The following is a 17,557-nucleotide window of genomic DNA, read 5'->3' as shown; positions in this document are numbered from 1 at the left end:
TTATTCGCTGGTAAGGGCTTTGACCGGGTCTAGGCGGGCGGCCTTGCGGGCCGGCATGAAGCCGAACACCACGCCGGTGACCACGGCGCAGGCGAAGGCGCCGATGATCGCGGGCAGGGCGAAGGCCACGGCGATATCGGCCAGCAGCAGGCTGCCGCCGATGGCCAGGGCGAGGAGGATGCCGGTGACGCCGCCGACCATCGACAGCATCACCGCCTCGGTGAGGAACTGGCGCAGGATGTCGCGCTGGCGAGCACCGGTGGCCATGCGGATGCCAATCTCGCGGGTGCGTTCGCGCACGGTCATGAGCATGATGTTCATCACGCCGATGCCGCCGACCAGCAGGGATATCGCGGCGATTGCCCCGAGCATCAGCGACAGGCTGTTCTGGGTGCGCGCCTCGGCCTGGATCAGCGCGGCGTCGTTGGTCAGCTCGAAATCATGCTTGCCCTGGTGGCGCTGACGCAGCAGGTGCTCGATCGCCTGTTCGGTCTGGTGCACCCGGCTGGAGTCCTGGGCGGCGATGGCGATGTATTCGGGGTCGCCGCTGCCGAATAGGCGGATGGCGGCGGCGGAGTAGGGCACCACGATGCGCTCGTCGCTGTCCTCGCTGCCGGAGCTGGCGCCCTTGGCCTGCAGCACGCCGATCACCTGGAACGGCACGTTGCCGATCAGCAGGTACTGGCCGAGTGGGTTGCTCTGCTCGCCGAACATCTTGTTGCGGACCTTCTGGCCGATCACCGCCACGGCTGCGCCACTGGCTTCGTCGGCCTCGCTGTAGAAGCTGCCTTCGACCACCGGCCAATTGAAGATCTCGGGGAACCAGGTGTTGTTGCCGCCCACATAGAACTGCTGGCTGTTGTTGCCCTGGCGCACCATCAGCTTGTCGCCGATCACCGGCATGACGTGTTTCACCTGGGGCAGCTCGGCGATGGCGGCCACATCGTCGAGGGTAACGATGCCTGCGGGTTCGCGCTCGGTCGCGCGTTTGCCGTTGAGGTAGAGGATGTTCGAGCCGAAGGCGGCCATCTGCGCCATCACCTGGCGTTTGCTGCCTTCGCCGACCGCCAGCATGACCACCACCGAGGCCACGCCGATGACGATACCGAGCAGGGTGAGCGCGGTGCGAAAACGGTTGACCCACATCACCCGCCAGGCGGCTTGCAGCGACTCGAGCATTTCGCCTTTCCAGGCACCTTTATGGCTGGCACCGCTGTCCAGGCGTTGTCGCAGATCGTCGGCCTGCAAGTGGCGGGCGGGTACGCTGGCCGCTTGCTCGGCGGCCGAGTCGCTGACCACCTGGCCGTCGCGCACCTCGATGACCCGTTGGGCGCGGGCGGCGACTTCGCGGTCGTGGGTGATCAGGATGATCACGTGGCCCTGGCTGGCCAGCTCGTCGAGCAGGGCCATGACCTCGGCGCCGCTGTGGCTGTCGAGGGCGCCGGTAGGTTCATCGGCGAGGATGATATGGCCGCCGTTCATCAACGCCCGGGCGATCGATACGCGTTGTTGCTGCCCACCAGAGAGCTGGTGCGGGCGATTGCCGGTGCGACTGGCCAGGCCCAGGCGTTCGAGCAGGGCATGGGCCCGCGCATGGCGTTCGGCCGGCGGCGTGCCGGAATAGATGGCCGGCATCTCGACGTTTTCCTGGGCCGAGCCCGAAGGGATCAGGTGATAGCCCTGGAACACGAAGCCGAACGCCTCGCGGCGCAGCCAGGCCAGTTCGTCGCTGTCCAGTTCGGCCACGTCGCGGCCGGCGAAGCGGTAGCTGCCGGAGGTCGGGCGGTCGAGGCAGCCGAGGATGTTCATCAGGGTCGACTTGCCGGAGCCCGAAGCGCCGACGATGGCGACGAACTCGCCGGGGTGGATGCTCAGGCTGATGCCGCGCAGCACCTCGACTTTCGGTGAGTCGATGCCGCCGTAGGCCTTGTAGATGTCGCTCAATTCGATCAGGGGCGTGCTCATTTCAACCCCCGCTGGTCGGCGAGCCGATCACCAGGCGTTCGCCTTCGTGCAGGCCGTCGAGGATCTGCACGCGCAAGCGGTCGCTCAGGCCGGTGCGCACCTGGCGCGCCTCGACCTTGCCATTGGCCTTGAGTACCTGGGCCAGGCGCAGGCCGTCGTCCGGCGTGTCTTCCAGCGCGGCTAGCGGGGCGCTCAGTACCTGGCTGGCCTGGCCGGCGACGAAGAACACCTGGGTGGTCATCTCGGCCATCAGGGCGCCGTCGGGGTTGTCTACATCGAGCAGTACGGTGTACTGCACCACCTTGCTGCCGGTGGTGCCGGCCGTGGCGCTGGCAGGGCTGCCGCCGCCCTGGGCGCTTTGATCCAGCGGCTTGGGTGGGATCGGCAGGATCTGGCGCACGGTGCTGGCCCAGCGGCGTTTGCCACCGGCAAGGGTGGTGAAGTAGGCGGTCATGCCGGGTTTGACCTTGCCGATGTCGGCTTCGGAGACCTGGGCCCAGACGGTCATCGGTGACAGTTTGGCGATGCGCAGGATCAGCGGGGTCTGTTGCTGGGCATTGAGGGTCTGGCCTTCGCGGGCGTCCACGGCCACCACGGTGCCGCTCATGGGGGCATAGATGCGCGTGTAGCCAAGCTCCGCCTCGTCGCTGCGCAGGCTGGCCTGGGCCTGGAGGATCTGCGCCTGGTACATGTCGATGCGGGCCTGGGTCACTTTCAGCTGGGCCTGGGCGGTTTGCAGGTCTTCCTGGCGGCTGGCGCCTGCGGCGGCCAGGTCGCGCTGACGCTGGTGTTGCTGCTGGGCCAGCAGGTACTGGGCGCGTTGCTCGGCGAGTTGCGCCTTGAGGTTTTCGATGGAGTAGCGGCCAGCGTCGAGCTTGGCCTTTTGCGTGGAGGGGTCGATTTCCACCAGCAACTGGCCTTCGCGGACTTCATCGCCGGCCTCCACATGCAGCTTGCGGATCTGCCCGGACGCCTGGGCACCGACGTCGACATAGCGGCGCGGCTGAAGGGTGCCGAGGGCGGTGACGCTGCTTTCTATATCGGCGCGGGTCACCGGCACGGTGCTGACCGGCGCACCGCCCAGAGGCAAGGTGGTCCAGGCCAGCAGGCTGCCCAGGCCAAGCAGGCCCAGGGCTGCAACGAGCAGACGGCGACGGGGGGCGGTTGTGCGTGTCATGCGGGCTTCCAGCCGAAGGGAGTGGCCGGGCGCGGCCATGCACGGCGCGCTCGGGGGTCCCAGTTAAACGAACCTGCAGCGTGCCGATTTAACCGGGCGAAAGGCCAGCATCCGTGTTGCTGAGAATAATTATAATTTGTAAGATCGTTCGCTTACTTCACTCCTACCCGCTGCCCATGCCATGTCAGCGTTTGCGCAGGGAAAGGCCAGGTACCGTCGTGGAACACTACTATCGCGAATTGGTGAGCTTTCTCTCTGCACGCCTGGGCAACCGCCAGGCGGCGGAGGATGTGGCCCATGACGCTTACCTGCGGGTGCTGGAGCGTACCGAGGGCGAGCAGATCGAGCACCCGCGGGCGTTCCTGTATCGCACCGCGCTGAACCTGGTGGTCGATCGCCACCGGCGTCAGTTGGTGCGCCAGGCTGAGCCGCTGGAAGTGCTCGACAGCGACGAGCGTTGGCACAGCCCGGCACTGACCCAAAGCATGCAGCAGGACCAGCGCCTGGCCTTGATGCAGCAAGCCCTGGATGAGTTGAGCGCGGTGTGCCGCGACTGCTTCCTGTTGCGCAAGCTCGAAGGCCTGTCGCACCCGCAGATAGCCGAGCGCCTGGGCATTTCCCGCAGCCTGGTGGAGAAGCACATCGTCAATGCCATGAAGCATTGCCGCTTGCGCATGCGGCAGTGGGAGTCGTGAATAGGCCGTCAAGGGCAGGTGAAAATTTCCTGTGCTGGCAACTTGATTTCCAGTTGTTTCACGACAAATATCAATAAAGACCCGATCAGGCGGCCTGCCTGATGTTTGCCTGTTCTGGCGCAGTACGGTCATGGAGCCCATTCATCACCTTGCGCCCAGGTCCGGACGATGCCCAACAAATCCCTGCGCATCCTCATCGCTGACGAACACCCCGACCAGCGTCTGCAGCTGGAGCGGCTGCTCAATGGCCTGGGGTATTACCGCATCGCCCCGGTGGAGAGCTTCGACGATCTGCAGCGTCTGGTGCACAGTGCCCTGCTGCCGTTCAACCTGTTGGTCGGCAACATCGAACTGGCCAGCCATGCGGGCGTCGACCTGGCGCGCTTCTGCCGGGTCAGTGCGCAGATCCAGCACGCCTTGTTGTATCACTCGCAGCAGCTGAAGGTGCCGGCCGTGCCGCCGAGCGAACGCCAGGCTGTGAGCGTCAGCCTGCCAAGGGTGCCTGATTGCGAGGCATTGGGGTCGTTCATGGCGATCATCGACCTGCCGGTGGTGGTCGGGCAGGTACCCTTGCCGGCCAGCCTTTGCGGCGCAGCCGGCTATGGCAAGCAGCGCATGAATTTCGGCCAGACCGCTTTCAGCCGCAGCTCCTGACTCGGCCCGCGTTATCGGCATTTGCTATCCTCTTGGCCTTTTGCCGATCTGCGGACCTGCCATGACTGCCATCGATAACGCCCGCGCGCCCGGCTTCAGCCGCGGCGACCACCGGACCCTGGGCCTGGCGGCGCTGGGCGGCGCCCTGGAAATCTACGATTTCATCATCTTCGTGTTTTTTGCGCTGACCCTCAGCCAGCTGTTTTTCCCGCCCGAGATGCCAGAGTGGCTGCGGTTGCTGCAAAGCTTCGGAATTTTCGTCACCGGGTACCTGGCGCGGCCTCTGGGCGGCATTCTCATGGCCCATTTCGCCGACCACCTGGGGCGCAAGCGGGTGTTCAGCCTGAGCATCCTGATGATGGCATTGCCGTGCCTGTTGATCGGCGTGATGCCGACCTACGCCGACATCGGCTACGCCGCGCCGCTGATCCTGTTGGCCCTGCGCATCCTGCAAGGGGCTGCGGTGGGGGGCGAGGTGCCCAGTGCCTGGACCTTCGTCGCCGAGCATGCGCCGACCGGGCGGCGGGGCTATGCGCTGGGCTTTCTGCAGGCGGGGCTGACCTTTGGCTATCTGCTTGGCGCGCTGACTGCGACGCTGCTGGCGCAGCTTTATACAGCGCAGGAAATACTCGATTACGCCTGGCGCTACCCGTTCCTGTTGGGCGGTGTGTTCGGCGTGATCGGTGTGTGGCTGCGCCGCTGGCTGAGCGAGACGCCGGTGTTTCTCGCCCTGCGCGAACAGCGGGAGCAGCCGGTGGCCTTCCCGCTGCGCAGTGTGCTTGGCGAGCATCGCCGGGCGCTGATTCCAGCGGCGTTGCTGACCTGCGTGCTGACCTCGGCAGTGGTGGTGCTGGTGGTCATCACGCCGACGGTGATGCAGCAGCGTTTCGGCATGACGGCCGGGCACACCTTTGCCTTGAGCAGCGTGGGCATCGTCTTTCTCAACATTGGTTGCGTGCTGGCTGGGTTGCTGGTCGACCGCATCGGCGCCTGGCGTGCGTTGATGATCTACAGCCTGGCGCTGCCGCTGGGGATCGGCGCGTTGTACGCCAGCCTGGTGGGGCAGTGGGGCATGACCTGGCTGGCCTACGCGCTGGCCGGGCTGTGCTGTGGGGTCGTGGGGGTGGTGCCGTCGGTGATGGTTGGGCTGTTCCCGGCGCAGATCCGGGTGTCGGGGATTTCGTTCACCTACAACATCGCCTATGCCCTGTGGGCCAGTACCACACCGTTGGCGTTGATTGCGCTGATGCCGTGGAGCCCGTGGGTGTGTGTCGGCTTTTGTCTGATCATGGGCACGGTCGGGGTGCTGACGTCGCTGTATTTCGGGCGTCGTGAGCCGTTGGCATTTGGTGCCGAGCCTATGCCGATCATGTGTGGTGACAAATGAAGCGGTAGTGGGTGTGGGGTGTTGAGGCAGACTTCCGGGCGGGGGTTATTGGAATAACCTATTAGCCAGATTTAACCTGAAAGGTTAATTTCTCATGGAAAAGAGAATGCCTCATTGCCCACTTGATCGGGTAAAAGCGCTGCTTGCTTTGAAGCGTGTCAGCCCGACTAGCGCTGCATTAAGAGGTGCCAGGTCTCTGGGCCTGGATTACCCAGGAATGCTCGATGTGATCAGCAGTCTGGAACGCACTGATTTTTACAAAAGCATGACCTGCTATACGGAACACCGCGTCTGGCAGGACGTATACCGTCCGCTCACGGCAGTCGGCTACGTTTACCTGAAACTGTCAGTGGTCGATGACGTGCTCATCGTGTCCTTCAAGGAGCTGTAATCATGAGATGCCCGATCTGCGGTGGTGCGGAGCTTGCGCCAGATATTCAGGACATGCCCTACCGCTACAAAGGAGAGGCGACTCTGATCCAGGGCGTCAGCGGCGATTACTGCTCTGCCTGTGGTGAGGCGGTCCTGCGCCACGACGAAGCCATGCGTGTCAGTGAGCAGATGACGGCCTTTGAACGCCGGGTCAATGCGGCTGCGGTCGATCCAGCTTTCATCAGCGCCGTGCGCAAGAAATTCGACCTGGACCAGCGCGAGGCTGGTGAGATTTTCGGTGGTGGGGTCAACGCTTTTTCCCGCTACGAAAATGGTAAAACCACGCCGCCAGTGGCGTTGATCAAGCTGTTCAAGCTGCTCGACCGTCACCCCGAGCTGTTCGAGGAAGTCAGGACCGCCTGATACGAAAAAGCCCCCGGGCCTTGCGGCCAGGGGGCTTTTCATTGCTGCGAGGGCAGGCTTTACATGTTCGGGTAGGTCGGCCCGCCGGCGCCTTCAGGGGTGACCCAGGTGATGTTCTGGGCCGGGTCCTTGATGTCGCAGGTCTTGCAGTGCACGCAGTTCTGCGCGTTGATCTGGAAGCGCTTGCTGCCGTCTTCCTGGGTAACCACCTCATACACGCCGGCCGGGCAGTAGCGCTGCGCCGGTTCGTCGTACAGCGGCAGGTTGCTGGCGATCGGGATGTTCGGGTCGGCCAGCTTCAGGTGGCAGGGTTGTTCCTCTTCATGGTTGGTGCTGGAGAGGAATACCGAGCTGAGCTTGTCGAAGCTGAGCTTGCCGTCCGGTTTCGGGTAGTCGATCTTCTGCGAGTCGGCGGCGAGCTTGAGGCAGGCGTAGTCCGGCTTGGTGTCGTGCAGGGTGAACGGCAGCTTGCCGCCAAACCAGTTCTGGTCCACGTAGTTGAACGCGCCACCGAGCAGCGGGCCGAACTTGTGCAGCGCCGGGCCGAAGTTGCGGCTGGCGAACAGCTCTTCATGCAGCCAGCTGGCCTTGAACGCGCTGACGTAGCCGTTGAGCTGGTCGCCGCCTTCGCTGCCGGCGATCAAAGCGTCGGCTACGGCTTCGGCGGCGAGCATGCCGGACTTCATCGCGGTATGGCTGCCCTTGATCTTGGAGAAGTTCAGGGTGCCCAGGTCGCAGCCGATCAGTGCGCCACCGTTGAACACCATCTTCGGCAGCGAGTTCAGGCCGCCTTTGCAGATGGCACGGGCGCCGTAGCTGATGCGCTTGCCGCCTTCGAGGTACTGGCTGATCACCGGGTGGTGCTTGAGGCGCTGGAACTCGTCGAACGGCGACAGGTAGGGGTTGGCATAGGACAGGTCGACGATCAGGCCAACCACGACCTGGTTGTTTTCCAGGTGATAGAGGAACGAGCCGCCGGTGTTCTCGGCGCTCATCACATCCAGCGGCCAGCCGGCGGTGTGGACCACCAGGCCTTGCTCGTGCTTGGCCGGGTCGACTTCCCAGATTTCCTTCAGGCCGATGCCGTAGTGCTGCACGTCGGACTCGTTGTCCAGGTCGAAGCGCTTGATCAGTTGCTTGCCGATATGACCACGGCAGCCTTCGGCGAACAGGGTGTACTTGGCACGCAGTTCCATGCCTGGGGTGTAGAGGCCTTCCTTCGGGTTGCCTTCGCGGTCGACACCGAGGTCACCGGTGATGATGCCGCGGACCGCGCCGTTGTCGTCGAACAGGGCTTCCTGGGCGGCGAAGCCTGGATAGATCTCGACGCCAAGGTTCTCGGCCTGCTGGGCCAGCCAGCGGCACAGGTTGCCCAGCGAGATGATGTAGTTGCCCTGGTTGTGCATGGTCTTGGGCACGAACAGGTCGGGGACCTTGGTCGAGCTGTCGGCACTTTTCAGCACATAGATGTCGTCGCGCTTCACTTCGGTATTCAGCGGCGCGCCGAGTTCTTTCCAGTCGGGGAACAGTTCGTTCAGGGCGCGCGGCTCGAATACCGCGCCGGAGAGGATGTGGGCGCCGACTTCGGAGCCTTTCTCGACCACGCAGACGCTGATCTCGCTACCGGCTTCGGCGGCCTTCTGCTTCAGGCGGCAGGCGGCGGACAGGCCCGCCGGGCCGGCGCCGACGATGACCACGTCGAATTCCATGTATTCGCGTTCCACTGGTTCTCTCCTACTCATCAAGGCTCGTGCTGTTGCTTGGTCTTATTGGGTGCTGGGGCGGTCATGCGTAGCGGCTGACGCTGTAGCTGCTGGAATGACGGACTACACCGTTTTGTCTTGGCCGCGCATTATATCTACACCACTTGGCGGGTCCAATACAAACGTTTGTTTGAATTTGCCGGAGCCCAGTAAAATCACTGGTACGCGGCTGAAGGCTGGCCAATTTGGCGTATTGACCGGATGGGGTGTTACGGTCAAGATACGAGCGCTTTTACGCTCGCCGTAGGCTGACCGTCGGGCGCAGGTGCACCCCTAAAGACCAGGCGTGGAGCAGGGTTTACGGGCCGAATCAGGTTTTGTAGTGGAGTCTACACGCCACGACAGAAAATGACCCGCAGGTTTTGCCTGAAGGGTCGAAGCAGGACTGATCGGTCATCTGAATTCTGCCGGCTCCGGAACGTTTTTAGAGGTGCCCTTGTACCCACGCGCATTCGCCGGGCAGCCCCCAGGCGACATTCTTTTCACCGGAGAGTAACGAGGAATCCATGAAGGTTCTTGTAGCTGTCAAACGAGTGGTCGACTACAACGTCAAGGTTCGCGTCAAGGCGGACAACTCCGGCGTCGACCTTGCAAACGTCAAGATGTCCATGAACCCCTTCTGCGAAATCGCCGTGGAAGAAGCCGTCCGCCTGAAGGAAAAGGGCGTGGCGAGCGAGATCGTCGTCGTTTCCGTCGGCCCGGCCACGGCCCAGGAGCAACTGCGTACCGCCCTGGCCCTGGGCGCCGACCGCGCCATCCTGGTCGAAGTCGCCGATGAGCTGAACTCCCTGGCCGTGGCCAAGGCGCTCAAGGCCGTTGTCGATAAAGAGCAGCCACAGCTGGTCATCCTCGGCAAGCAGGCGATCGACAGCGACAACAACCAGACCGGCCAGATGCTGGCTGCGCTGACCGGCTACGCCCAAGGCACTTTCGCCTCCAAGGTGGAGCTGGCCGGCGACAAGGTCAACGTTACCCGTGAAATCGATGGCGGCCTGCAGACCGTTGCGCTGAACCTGCCAGCGATCGTCACTACCGACCTGCGTCTGAACGAGCCGCGCTATGCGTCGCTGCCGAACATCATGAAGGCCAAGAAGAAGCCGCTGGAGACCGTTACTCCAGACGCGCTGGGCGTGTCCATCGCCTCCACCACCAAAACCTTGAAAGTCGAAGCGCCTGCTGCCCGCAGCGCTGGCATCAAGGTCAAGTCGGTGGCCGAACTGGTCGAGAAGCTGAAGAACGAAGCGAAGGTAATCTAAATGACTATCCTGGTTGTCGCTGAACACGAAAATGGTGCCGTAGCTCCGGCCACCCTGAACACCGTTGCCGCCGCTGCCAAGATCGGTGGTGATATCCACGTGCTGGTCGCAGGCGCAAACGTCGGTGGCGTGGCTGAATCCGCCGCCAAGATCGCCGGTGTTGCCAAGGTGCTGGTTGCCGACAATGCCGCCTACGCCCACGCCCTGCCGGAAAACGTCGCGCCGCTGATCGTCGAGCTGGCCAAGGGTTACAGCCACGTGCTGGCTCCTGCCACCACCAATGGCAAGAACATCCTGCCGCGCGTTGCCGCACTGCTGGACGTCGACCAGATCTCCGAGATCATCTCGGTTGAATCCGCCGACACCTTCAAGCGCCCGATCTACGCCGGTAACGCCATTGCCACCGTGCAATCGAGCGCTGCGGTCAAGGTCATCACCGTGCGTACCACCGGCTTCGATGCCGTGGCCGCTGAAGGCGGTTCGGCTGCTGTCGAAGCGGTCGCTGCCGCTCACGATGCCGGCAAATCGACCTTCGTCGGCGAAGAGCTGGCCAAGTCCGACCGCCCAGAGCTGACCGCTGCCAAGATCGTCGTTTCCGGCGGCCGTGGCATGGGCAACGGTGACAACTTCAAGCACCTGTACAGCCTGGCCGACAAGCTCGGCGCCGCTGTCGGCGCCTCGCGCGCTGCGGTTGACGCAGGCTTCGTGCCCAACGACATGCAGGTCGGCCAGACCGGCAAGATCGTCGCGCCACAGCTGTACATCGCCGTCGGTATCTCCGGCGCGATCCAGCACCTGGCCGGCATGAAGGACTCGAAAGTGATCGTTGCGATCAACAAGGACGAAGAGGCGCCGATCTTCCAGGTCGCCGACTACGGCCTGGTCGCCGACCTGTTCGAAGCGGTTCCAGAGCTGGAAAAACTGGTCTGATCCGCCTGCTTCACCTATAAAGAAGCCCGGCCCTCACTTGGAGGTCCGGGCTTTTTTTTTGATTTTCAAGGCTGTAGGAGAGTTGGTATGGCGTTTCGCGCAAGCAGAGGGATCTTGGCCGGTGTGCTGGCGCTGCTGTCGGCACCGCTGCTGGCGGCCGGCAAGTGTGAGCGCCTGGTGGTCACCGGTAGCCCGGATGCGCCGCCTTACTCCTGGCAGGACCCAAGCGACCCCAAGCACCTGATCGGCGCCAATGTCGACCTGTTGCGCCAAGTGGCGGGGGAGTTGGGGGTAAAGATCGAAGTGCTGTATGCCGGCAAGCGCGAACAGGCGCTTGAAGAAGTGCGCAGCGGGCGCATGGACCTGCTGCTCGACACGCCCATGCAGGTTACCCAGCTCACAGCGCTGGATTACATTCATCCCCCTTTGCAGCTTAACGAATACCTGGTGTGGACCCGGCACGACGCGGTGTTGGAGTTCAACGGCCCGGCAGACCTTGCCCGTTACCAGGGCGGCGTGTCGGAAAAGGCGCGCCTGACCCCGGCTTTCGAGGCCTTTACCAAGACCCAACTCAAGCTGGTGCCGGCGCAGAACCTGACCCAGGCGTTCCAGAGGCTGGTGCTCGGCCAGGTCGACTATGTGCTTGCAGGGCGCTACGCCGGCATGGCAATGGCCCAGAGCCTGGGGGTGGGCAACGATCTGATCGCCCGCGGCCTGCCGGTCGACCGGCCGGGCCTGTACCTGGCGGTGTCGCACAACTCGGCGTGCAACGACAGCTGGTTGCGCGGACAACTGGCGAAAAAACTGACAGAATTGCCGATCTCCGGGGCGAGTGAGGCGGTGTTGCAGCGCAATGTCGAGCGCTGGAAAGCGCAGATGCAGGCGCCGCTGGACGCCCCTAAACAGTAGGAAGAGTGTGTGAGAAGCCAACCCCTGATTCTTGCCTTGGCCGTGTTTGGCCTGGCCGGGTGTGCCAGTGATCCGGTGCCCCATGAACAACTGCGCCTCACCGAACAGGCGCTGCAGCAGGCCAAGGCGGTCGGCGCCACCGAGCAGGTGCCCGAGTTCAAGCTGGCCGAAGACAAGCTGGCCCGTGCCAAGGCCAACATGGCCAACGAAAGCTACCGTGATGCGCGCATGCGTGCCGAGCAGGCCGAGCTTGATGCACGCCTGGCCGAGGCCCTGGTGCTGACGCAAAAGAGCGAAGAGCAGCTGCAGTTGTTGCAGACGCGGGTCAAGCGTCTGCGCAAGCAACTGGAGGTGCAGCCATGAGCCGCCTCAAGCCAATGGCCGCGCTGGCCTTGCTGGCGCTGGTCGGGTTGCAGGGCTGTGCAAGCCAGCGCAGCGAATCGGCACTGGATGACGCTACCGTTGCGTTCCAGAAGGTCAAGGATGACTCCGCTGTACTGCGCAGTGCGCCGCGTGACGTGATCCGCGCCGGTGAGTCGCTGGGCCGGGCAGAGCGCCTGGCCGGCTATATCGGTACTGGCAGCGACGTGCGTCATTACGCTTACCTGAGCCAGCGCTACAGTGAAATCGCGGCCGAGCACGCCAAGCTGGCCGTGAATCAGGAGCGTTTGACCAAGCTCGACCTCGAACGTCAGCGCCTGCAGCTGGCCTTGCGTGAGGCCAAGCTGGCCAGCGTTCAGCAGCAGGGCAAGTTTGTCGAGGCGCAGATTGCCGCCTTGGCCTCTGAGCAGACCGACCGAGGCCTGGTGATGACCCTGGGCGATGTGCTGTTCGACACCGGCCAGGCGGAGCTCAAGAGCTCGGCCAGCCGCACCGTGCTCAAGCTGGTGCAGTTCCTTCAGCTCAATCCGCGCCGTGTGGTGCGGATCGAGGGCTACACCGACAGTACTGGCACACCCGAGGACAACCTCAAGCTGTCGCGCGATCGTGCACAGTCGGTGGCCGACATGCTGGTTGACCTGGGTATCGACGAGAAACGAATCGAAGTCGAGGGTTATGGCGACCAGTATCCGGTCGAGGCTAACGCCTCGGAGCGGGGCAGGGCGCAGAATCGCCGGGTCGAGATCGTTTTCTCCGATGACAAGGGCAAGCTCGCTCCAGCGCGCTGAACCATCCCCCTGCAGGGTCGCGATGCGGCCCTGCATTCCCTGCGTTCGTCGGCGTACGGCTGTTGTTGTTCATCTTGTGGCTGTCACGCAACTGTATTGTTGACTATCCTGCGATCTGTCCCAGTACACTTTGCAACTGTTACGGTATTCTGGCTCAGCTGTGAGTCGCACAAGAACAACGATCCCGTCCGCGCTTCGAGAACACGCCATGACCAACCTGCTGTTGTACCAGCGCATCGCCCAGCAACTGGCCGATGACATCCGCCGTGGTGTCTATCAGCCGGGTGAGCGGGTGCCCTCGGTGCGCAAGATGAGCGCCCAGCTCAATGTCAGTCATGCCACCGTGCTGCAGGCGTATGCCAATCTCGAGGACCAGGGCCTCATTCGTGCACGGCCGCAGTCGGGCTACTACGTGCACCAGACGCCGGCCCTTACTGCGCAGACGCCGGATATCGCCCGGGTCGAACGCCCCGGGCTGGTTACCCGCGCCAGTATCATCCAGCAGGTCTTGACCGAAGCGCGGCGCGACGGCGTATTCCCCTTCGGTGCGGCGGTGCCTCATGTCGATTACCTGCCGGTGCGTGCCCTGCACCAGCAAATCGCCAAGGTGACCCGCTTCCACAGCCCGCGTGCCTTCAGCTACATGTTCAGCCCTGGCTTCGAGCCGCTGCGCAGGCAGATTGCCATTCGCATGCGCGATGCCGGCGTGCTGGTCGACCCGCGTGAAGTGGTGGTGACCCATGGTTGTGTCGATGCGCTGCAGATGTCGTTGCGGGTGCTGACGCGCCCGGGTGACCTGATCGCCGCCGAGTCGCCAACCTACTACGGTTTGCTGCAGCTGGCCGATCTGCTGGGGTTGAAGGTGATCGAGATTCCCAGCGATCCCTCTACCGGCATCAGCCTCGAAGCGTTGCAGTTGGCTGCCAATCAATGGGCGATCAAGGCATTGGTGCTGACCGCGCGCTTGAGCAACCCTTTGGGTGGCACCATCCCTGAAGAGCGGCAGAAGCAACTGCTGCGCCTGGCCTCGGACTTCGATATTCAGATCGTCGAGGATGACATCTATGGCGAGCTGATGTTCGAGCAGGGCCGGACCAAGGCGCTCAAGGCCTTCGACCGTCTCGATCGGGTGATCTACTGTTCGAGCTTCTCCAAGACGCTGTCGCCCGGGGTTCGGGTCGGCTGGATGGTCGCTGGCCGTTATCAGGACGAGATCCAGCGCCTGCAGACCTTCACCACGCACTCGGCCTGCAGCGTGACGCAGATGGGGGTGGCGGCCTACCTGGAAAACGGCGGCTACGACCGCCACCTGCGCTATATCCGTCAGGAGTATCGCAAGAACCTCAGTGCCTACCAGTTGGCGGTGCAGCAGCATTTCCCGGAGGGTACGCAGATGACCCGGCCAACTGGCGGTTTTATTCTGTGGGTCAGCCTGCCTGGGCGGGTCAACACGCAAGAGTTGCACGTGCGTGCGCTGGAGCAGGGCATCAGCATTGCGCCGGGGCTGATCTTCAGCAATACCGAGCAATTCAACCACTGCATCCGCCTCAACTGCGGTATTCCGTGGAACAAGGAAGCCGAACGGGCAGTAATGACCCTGGGCTTGCTGGCCCAGCAATTGTGCCGGGAGTCGGCTGGCTCGCTTATGTAGGCTTGTCAGAAGGGCGGGGAACAGGGAGCATACGCGTTTTCCCAGCTTGCTCCCGGTATTCATGAAAGCGCTTCGCCCTCTGGCACTGATTCTGTCCTTATCGTTACCTTGGTATTCGGGGGGCTTGCTGCACGCCGCGCAACCGCCGGCCAAGGAAAAGGCGCAGCAGGGCAAAGCTGCCAAGCCTGTGAGCAAGGTGGCGGCGAAACCTGTGGCCAAGGCGCCAGCCAAGCCGGCGGTCAAGCCAAAGCCCAAGCAGAAACCCGTCACTCGCGGCAAGAGCGTGAGCAAGGTGGCCAGTCAGCCTGTGCCTGCTGCGAAGCTCGACCTCAGTCTGCCGACCGACATGGTCAAGCATCTCAAGCCGGACGTTGGCGATGCGCCGTCGCCCCGCAAGCCATTGCTGCCTTCCATGTTCAGCGAAAAGCCGGTCACTGATGAAAGCCCGTTCCAGCTCAATGGCCGGCTGATCAACAATGAAATGCAGCTGCAGCTGCGCAACGACAGCCGTCGCGATGTAGAGGGCGCGGCCATCGAATTCGAATTTCGCAACTGACTGCCGGGTCACTGGCGATTTCATCTGCCCGGCAATTTCAAACGTATGTTTGAGCGGTTAGTATCCAGGGACGTTCGTCCCGCTTTGCTCCTGGGAGTCCTGTTGTCATGAAATGCCGTGAGGGCTGTGGTGCCTGCTGCATCGCCCCGTCCATCAGCTCAGCCATCCCGGGCATGCCGCAAGGCAAGCCGGCCGGCGAGCGCTGCCTGCACCTGTCCATCGACAACCTCTGTGCCCTGTTCGGCAAGCCCGAACGGCCGAAGGTGTGCGGTGGCTTCAAGGCAGAGGTGGATGTTTGCGGCAGTGATCGTGACGAAGCGATTCGCATCATTGGTTGGCTGGAGCAAATGACGGCGGCGTGACTGTGCGGATCTTCTACAACAAGGAACAAGATAATGAGATCGTTCAAGCGTGTTGCTGTGTTGTGTGGCTTGAGTGTGCTGTTGGCGCCGGCAGCCTGGGCTGAAAGCTGGCAGGTGGCCAAGGACGAGGACGGCATCAAGGTGTCGCTCAGCGAAGTGCCGGGCTCGAAGTACAAGGCTTACCGTGGCGTGACGCTGATCAAGGCGCCGCTGGCCAAGGTCAGGGCGTTGCAGGAGGACGTAGCCGGTGCCTGTGCCTGGGTGCATGAATGCAAGTCGCAGAAACTGCTCAAGCATGAAGGTGACCAGAGCTGGACCTACACCCAGTTCAATACGCCGTGGCCAGTGACGCCGCGTGACTCGGTGTTGCATATCACTACGGTCCAGGGGAGCGATGGCAGCTTGACCCGCACGCTCGAAGAGCAGCCCAAGTACCTGCCGGAAGAAAGCGGCTATGTGCGTGTTGCCCAGGTGCAGGGTTTCTGGAAGCTGGTACCCAAGGGTGACAGTACCGAAGTGACCTATCAGGTACACACCGAGCCAGGCGGCAGCGTGCCGTCGTGGCTGGCCAACAAGTTCGTGGTGGATGCGCCGTTCAATACCCTCAAAGGGCTGCGCGAAAAGGCCGAAAGGCCCTGAGCTGGCGGCGGTCATCTGTGTAGCGCTGGATCGCAACGAAAAAGGCCGCCCCGAAGGGCGGCCTTTTTTGCGTTCGGCGCAGAAGGCTTACTTGCGGTCCTTCAGCTCGACGATGTCGCGCTTCTCGTAGCCGGTGTACAGCTGGCGCGGGCGGCCGATCTTGTACGGGCTGGAGAGCATTTCCTTCCAGTGCGAGATCCAGCCCACGGTACGTGCCAGGGCGAAGATCACGGTGAACATGCTGGTCGGGATGCCGATGGCCTTGAGGATGATGCCCGAGTAGAAGTCCACGTTCGGGTAAAGCGAGCGCTCGACGAAGTACGGATCGGTCAGTGCGATCTCTTCCAGGCGCATGGCCAGTTCGAGTTGCGGATCGTTCTTGATGCCGAGTTCGCTGAGGACTTCGTCGCAGGTCTTCTTCATCACGGTGGCGCGCGGGTCGCGGTTCTTGTACACGCGGTGACCGAAGCCCATGAGCTTGAACGGATCGTTCTTGTCCTTGGCCTTGGCGATGTACTTGTCGATGTTCGAGACATCGCCAATTTCATCGAGCATGGTCAGTACGGCTTCGTTCGCACCGCCGTGGGCCGGGCCCCACAGTGCGGCGATACCGGCAGCGATACAGGCGAACGGGTTGGCACCCGAGGAGCCTGCCAGGCGCACGGTGGAGGTGGAGGCGTTCTGCTCGTGGTCGGCGTGGAGGATGAAGATCCGGTCCATGGCCTTGGCCAGCGTCGGGCTGATCGGTTTGATCTCGCACGGCGTGTTGAACATCATGTGCAGGAAGTTTTCCGCGTACGACAGGTCGTTGCGCGGGTACATCATGGGTTGGCCCATGGAGTACTTGTAAACCATCGCGGCCAGGGTCGGCATCTTGGCGACCAGGCGCACCGCGGAGATTTCGCGGTGTTGCGGGTTATTGATGTCCAGCGAGTCGTGATAGAACGCCGACAGGGCGCCGACCACGCCGCACATCACCGCCATCGGGTGGGCGTCGCGACGGAAACCGTTGAAGAACGACTTCAGCTGTTCGTGAACCATGGTGTGGTTCTTGACGGTGCTGACGAACTGGGCCTTCTGCTCGGCATTCGGCAGTTCGCCGTTGAGCAGCAGGTAGCAGGTTTCGAGGTAGTCCGATTGTTCGGCCAGTTGCTCGATCGGGTAGCCGCGGTGCAGCAGCACGCCCTTGTCACCATCAATGTAGGTGATCTTCGACTCGCACGAAGCGGTCGCCATGAAGCCGGGGTCGAAGGTGAAGTGGCCGGATGCCCCCAACCCGCGGACGTCGATAACATCAGGACCAACGGTGCCGGTTAAAATGGGCAGCTCGACGGGGGCATTGCCCTCGATGACCAACTGCGCTTTTTTGTCAGCCATGTGGCCTCCTATTAATGCTTGAAATCATCAGACAGACCCCCCACGCAGGGCCCGCACCACTATAGAGGGATAAATTCGAATGTCAATTTGCCTAAAGGCTGGTTGAAACGCCCTCTGAGGCCTGATTTTTCACGAAATTCTCGCCCGTTTACGCCTTTTGTTCACTAAAGGCAATGCGCTATTCGGGCGAGTCCCTTGCGTTGTCATAAGCAGCCTAACTGTCTATACTCGGCAGCCGACTCCCAGAGGCTTTCAAGCCTGCCCTGCTGGGT

General features: G+C 62.7%; 18 protein-coding genes. 14 read left to right on the top strand and 4 right to left on the bottom strand.

The features are described from left to right. Both DM373_RS13220 and DM373_RS13215 read right to left on the bottom strand, forming a co-directional pair. Nucleotides 1-1,965, bottom strand: a complete 1,965-nt coding sequence (locus DM373_RS13220; protein ID WP_110994012.1) for a MacB family efflux pump subunit — start codon at nucleotides 1,963-1,965, stop codon at nucleotides 1-3. A 1-nt stretch (nucleotide 1,966) separates the two neighbouring features. Then, on the bottom strand, nucleotides 1,967-3,142 hold the full coding sequence (locus tag DM373_RS13215; protein WP_110994011.1) for an efflux RND transporter periplasmic adaptor subunit: 1,176 nt from the start codon (nucleotides 3,140-3,142) through the stop codon (nucleotides 1,967-1,969). Between the two features lie 218 nt (nucleotides 3,143-3,360). On the opposite strand from DM373_RS13215, the gene DM373_RS13210 reads away from it, so the two are divergent. From DM373_RS13210 to DM373_RS13190, 5 genes are all read left to right on the top strand, one after another. Beyond that, nucleotides 3,361-3,837 carry a sigma-70 family RNA polymerase sigma factor gene (locus DM373_RS13210; RefSeq protein ID WP_110994010.1) on the top strand — a complete coding sequence of 159 codons (477 nt, stop codon included), beginning with the start codon at nucleotides 3,361-3,363 and terminating at the stop codon, nucleotides 3,835-3,837. Between the two features lie 168 nt (nucleotides 3,838-4,005). Beyond that, complete coding sequence (locus DM373_RS13205) at nucleotides 4,006-4,491, top strand: histidine kinase (RefSeq protein ID WP_110994009.1); 486 nt, start codon at nucleotides 4,006-4,008, stop codon at nucleotides 4,489-4,491. Between the two features lie 61 nt (nucleotides 4,492-4,552). Further along, on the top strand, nucleotides 4,553-5,878 hold the full coding sequence (locus tag DM373_RS13200) for an MFS transporter (protein ID WP_110994008.1): 1,326 nt from the start codon (nucleotides 4,553-4,555) through the stop codon (nucleotides 5,876-5,878). 94 nt (nucleotides 5,879-5,972) lie between these two features. Then, nucleotides 5,973-6,269, top strand: coding sequence for a type II toxin-antitoxin system MqsR family toxin (locus DM373_RS13195; RefSeq protein ID WP_110994007.1), 297 nt, complete (start codon nucleotides 5,973-5,975; stop codon nucleotides 6,267-6,269). Nucleotides 6,270-6,271: 2 nt separating this feature from the next. Continuing rightward, a complete protein-coding gene (locus DM373_RS13190) occupies nucleotides 6,272-6,673 on the top strand; it encodes a type II toxin-antitoxin system MqsA family antitoxin (RefSeq protein ID WP_110994006.1) in 402 nt (133 codons plus the stop codon). Nucleotides 6,674-6,732: 59 nt separating this feature from the next. On the opposite strand, the gene DM373_RS13185 is transcribed toward DM373_RS13190, so the two are convergent. Then, the gene (locus tag DM373_RS13185; RefSeq protein ID WP_110994005.1) at nucleotides 6,733-8,415 is read right to left on the bottom strand and encodes an electron transfer flavoprotein-ubiquinone oxidoreductase; all 1,683 of its coding nucleotides are present in this window, start codon (nucleotides 8,413-8,415) and stop codon (nucleotides 6,733-6,735) included. 527 nt (nucleotides 8,416-8,942) lie between these two features. Between DM373_RS13185 and DM373_RS13180 the strand changes: the two genes are divergently transcribed. From DM373_RS13180 to DM373_RS13140, 9 genes are all read left to right on the top strand, one after another. Continuing rightward, the gene (locus tag DM373_RS13180; RefSeq protein WP_110994004.1) at nucleotides 8,943-9,692 is read left to right on the top strand and encodes an electron transfer flavoprotein subunit beta/FixA family protein; all 750 of its coding nucleotides are present in this window, start codon (nucleotides 8,943-8,945) and stop codon (nucleotides 9,690-9,692) included. After that, nucleotides 9,693-10,622 (top strand): electron transfer flavoprotein subunit alpha/FixB family protein, encoded by a 930-nt coding sequence (locus tag DM373_RS13175; protein ID WP_110994003.1) that lies wholly within the window; start codon nucleotides 9,693-9,695, stop codon nucleotides 10,620-10,622. Between the two features lie 87 nt (nucleotides 10,623-10,709). Then, nucleotides 10,710-11,531, top strand: a complete 822-nt coding sequence (locus DM373_RS13170; RefSeq protein ID WP_110994002.1) for a substrate-binding periplasmic protein — start codon at nucleotides 10,710-10,712, stop codon at nucleotides 11,529-11,531. A 9-nt stretch (nucleotides 11,532-11,540) separates the two neighbouring features. Continuing rightward, nucleotides 11,541-11,894 (top strand): DUF4398 domain-containing protein, encoded by a 354-nt coding sequence (locus tag DM373_RS13165; RefSeq protein ID WP_110994001.1) that lies wholly within the window; start codon nucleotides 11,541-11,543, stop codon nucleotides 11,892-11,894. Continuing rightward, entirely contained in the window at nucleotides 11,891-12,700 is an 810-nt protein-coding gene (locus DM373_RS13160) for an OmpA family protein (protein WP_110994000.1), read from the top strand. The genes DM373_RS13165 and DM373_RS13160 overlap by 4 nt, the downstream gene beginning before the upstream one ends. A 208-nt stretch (nucleotides 12,701-12,908) precedes the next feature. Beyond that, nucleotides 12,909-14,351 (top strand): aminotransferase-like domain-containing protein, encoded by a 1,443-nt coding sequence (locus DM373_RS13155; protein WP_110993999.1) that lies wholly within the window; start codon nucleotides 12,909-12,911, stop codon nucleotides 14,349-14,351. 61 nt (nucleotides 14,352-14,412) lie between these two features. Next, nucleotides 14,413-14,907 carry a hypothetical protein gene (locus DM373_RS13150; RefSeq protein ID WP_110993998.1) on the top strand — a complete coding sequence of 165 codons (495 nt, stop codon included), beginning with the start codon at nucleotides 14,413-14,415 and terminating at the stop codon, nucleotides 14,905-14,907. Nucleotides 14,908-15,014: 107 nt separating this feature from the next. Then, complete coding sequence (locus DM373_RS13145) at nucleotides 15,015-15,269, top strand: YkgJ family cysteine cluster protein (protein ID WP_110993997.1); 255 nt, start codon at nucleotides 15,015-15,017, stop codon at nucleotides 15,267-15,269. 33 nt (nucleotides 15,270-15,302) lie between these two features. Continuing rightward, on the top strand, nucleotides 15,303-15,908 hold the full coding sequence (locus tag DM373_RS13140) for an START domain-containing protein (RefSeq protein WP_110993996.1): 606 nt from the start codon (nucleotides 15,303-15,305) through the stop codon (nucleotides 15,906-15,908). Between the two features lie 87 nt (nucleotides 15,909-15,995). Here DM373_RS13140 and gltA read toward each other — a convergent pair whose 3' ends face one another. Continuing rightward, nucleotides 15,996-17,285, bottom strand: coding sequence for a citrate synthase (gene gltA / locus DM373_RS13135; RefSeq protein ID WP_110993995.1), 1,290 nt, complete (start codon nucleotides 17,283-17,285; stop codon nucleotides 15,996-15,998). Nucleotides 17,286-17,557 lie beyond the last annotated feature (272 nt).

The sequence above is a fragment of the Pseudomonas sichuanensis genome (assembly GCF_003231305.1).
In the GTDB taxonomy this organism is placed as follows: Bacteria; Pseudomonadota; Gammaproteobacteria; order Pseudomonadales; family Pseudomonadaceae; genus Aquipseudomonas; species Aquipseudomonas sichuanensis.
Note: the sequence above shows the minus strand (reverse complement) of the source record. Positions and strands in the feature narration are given on the sequence as shown.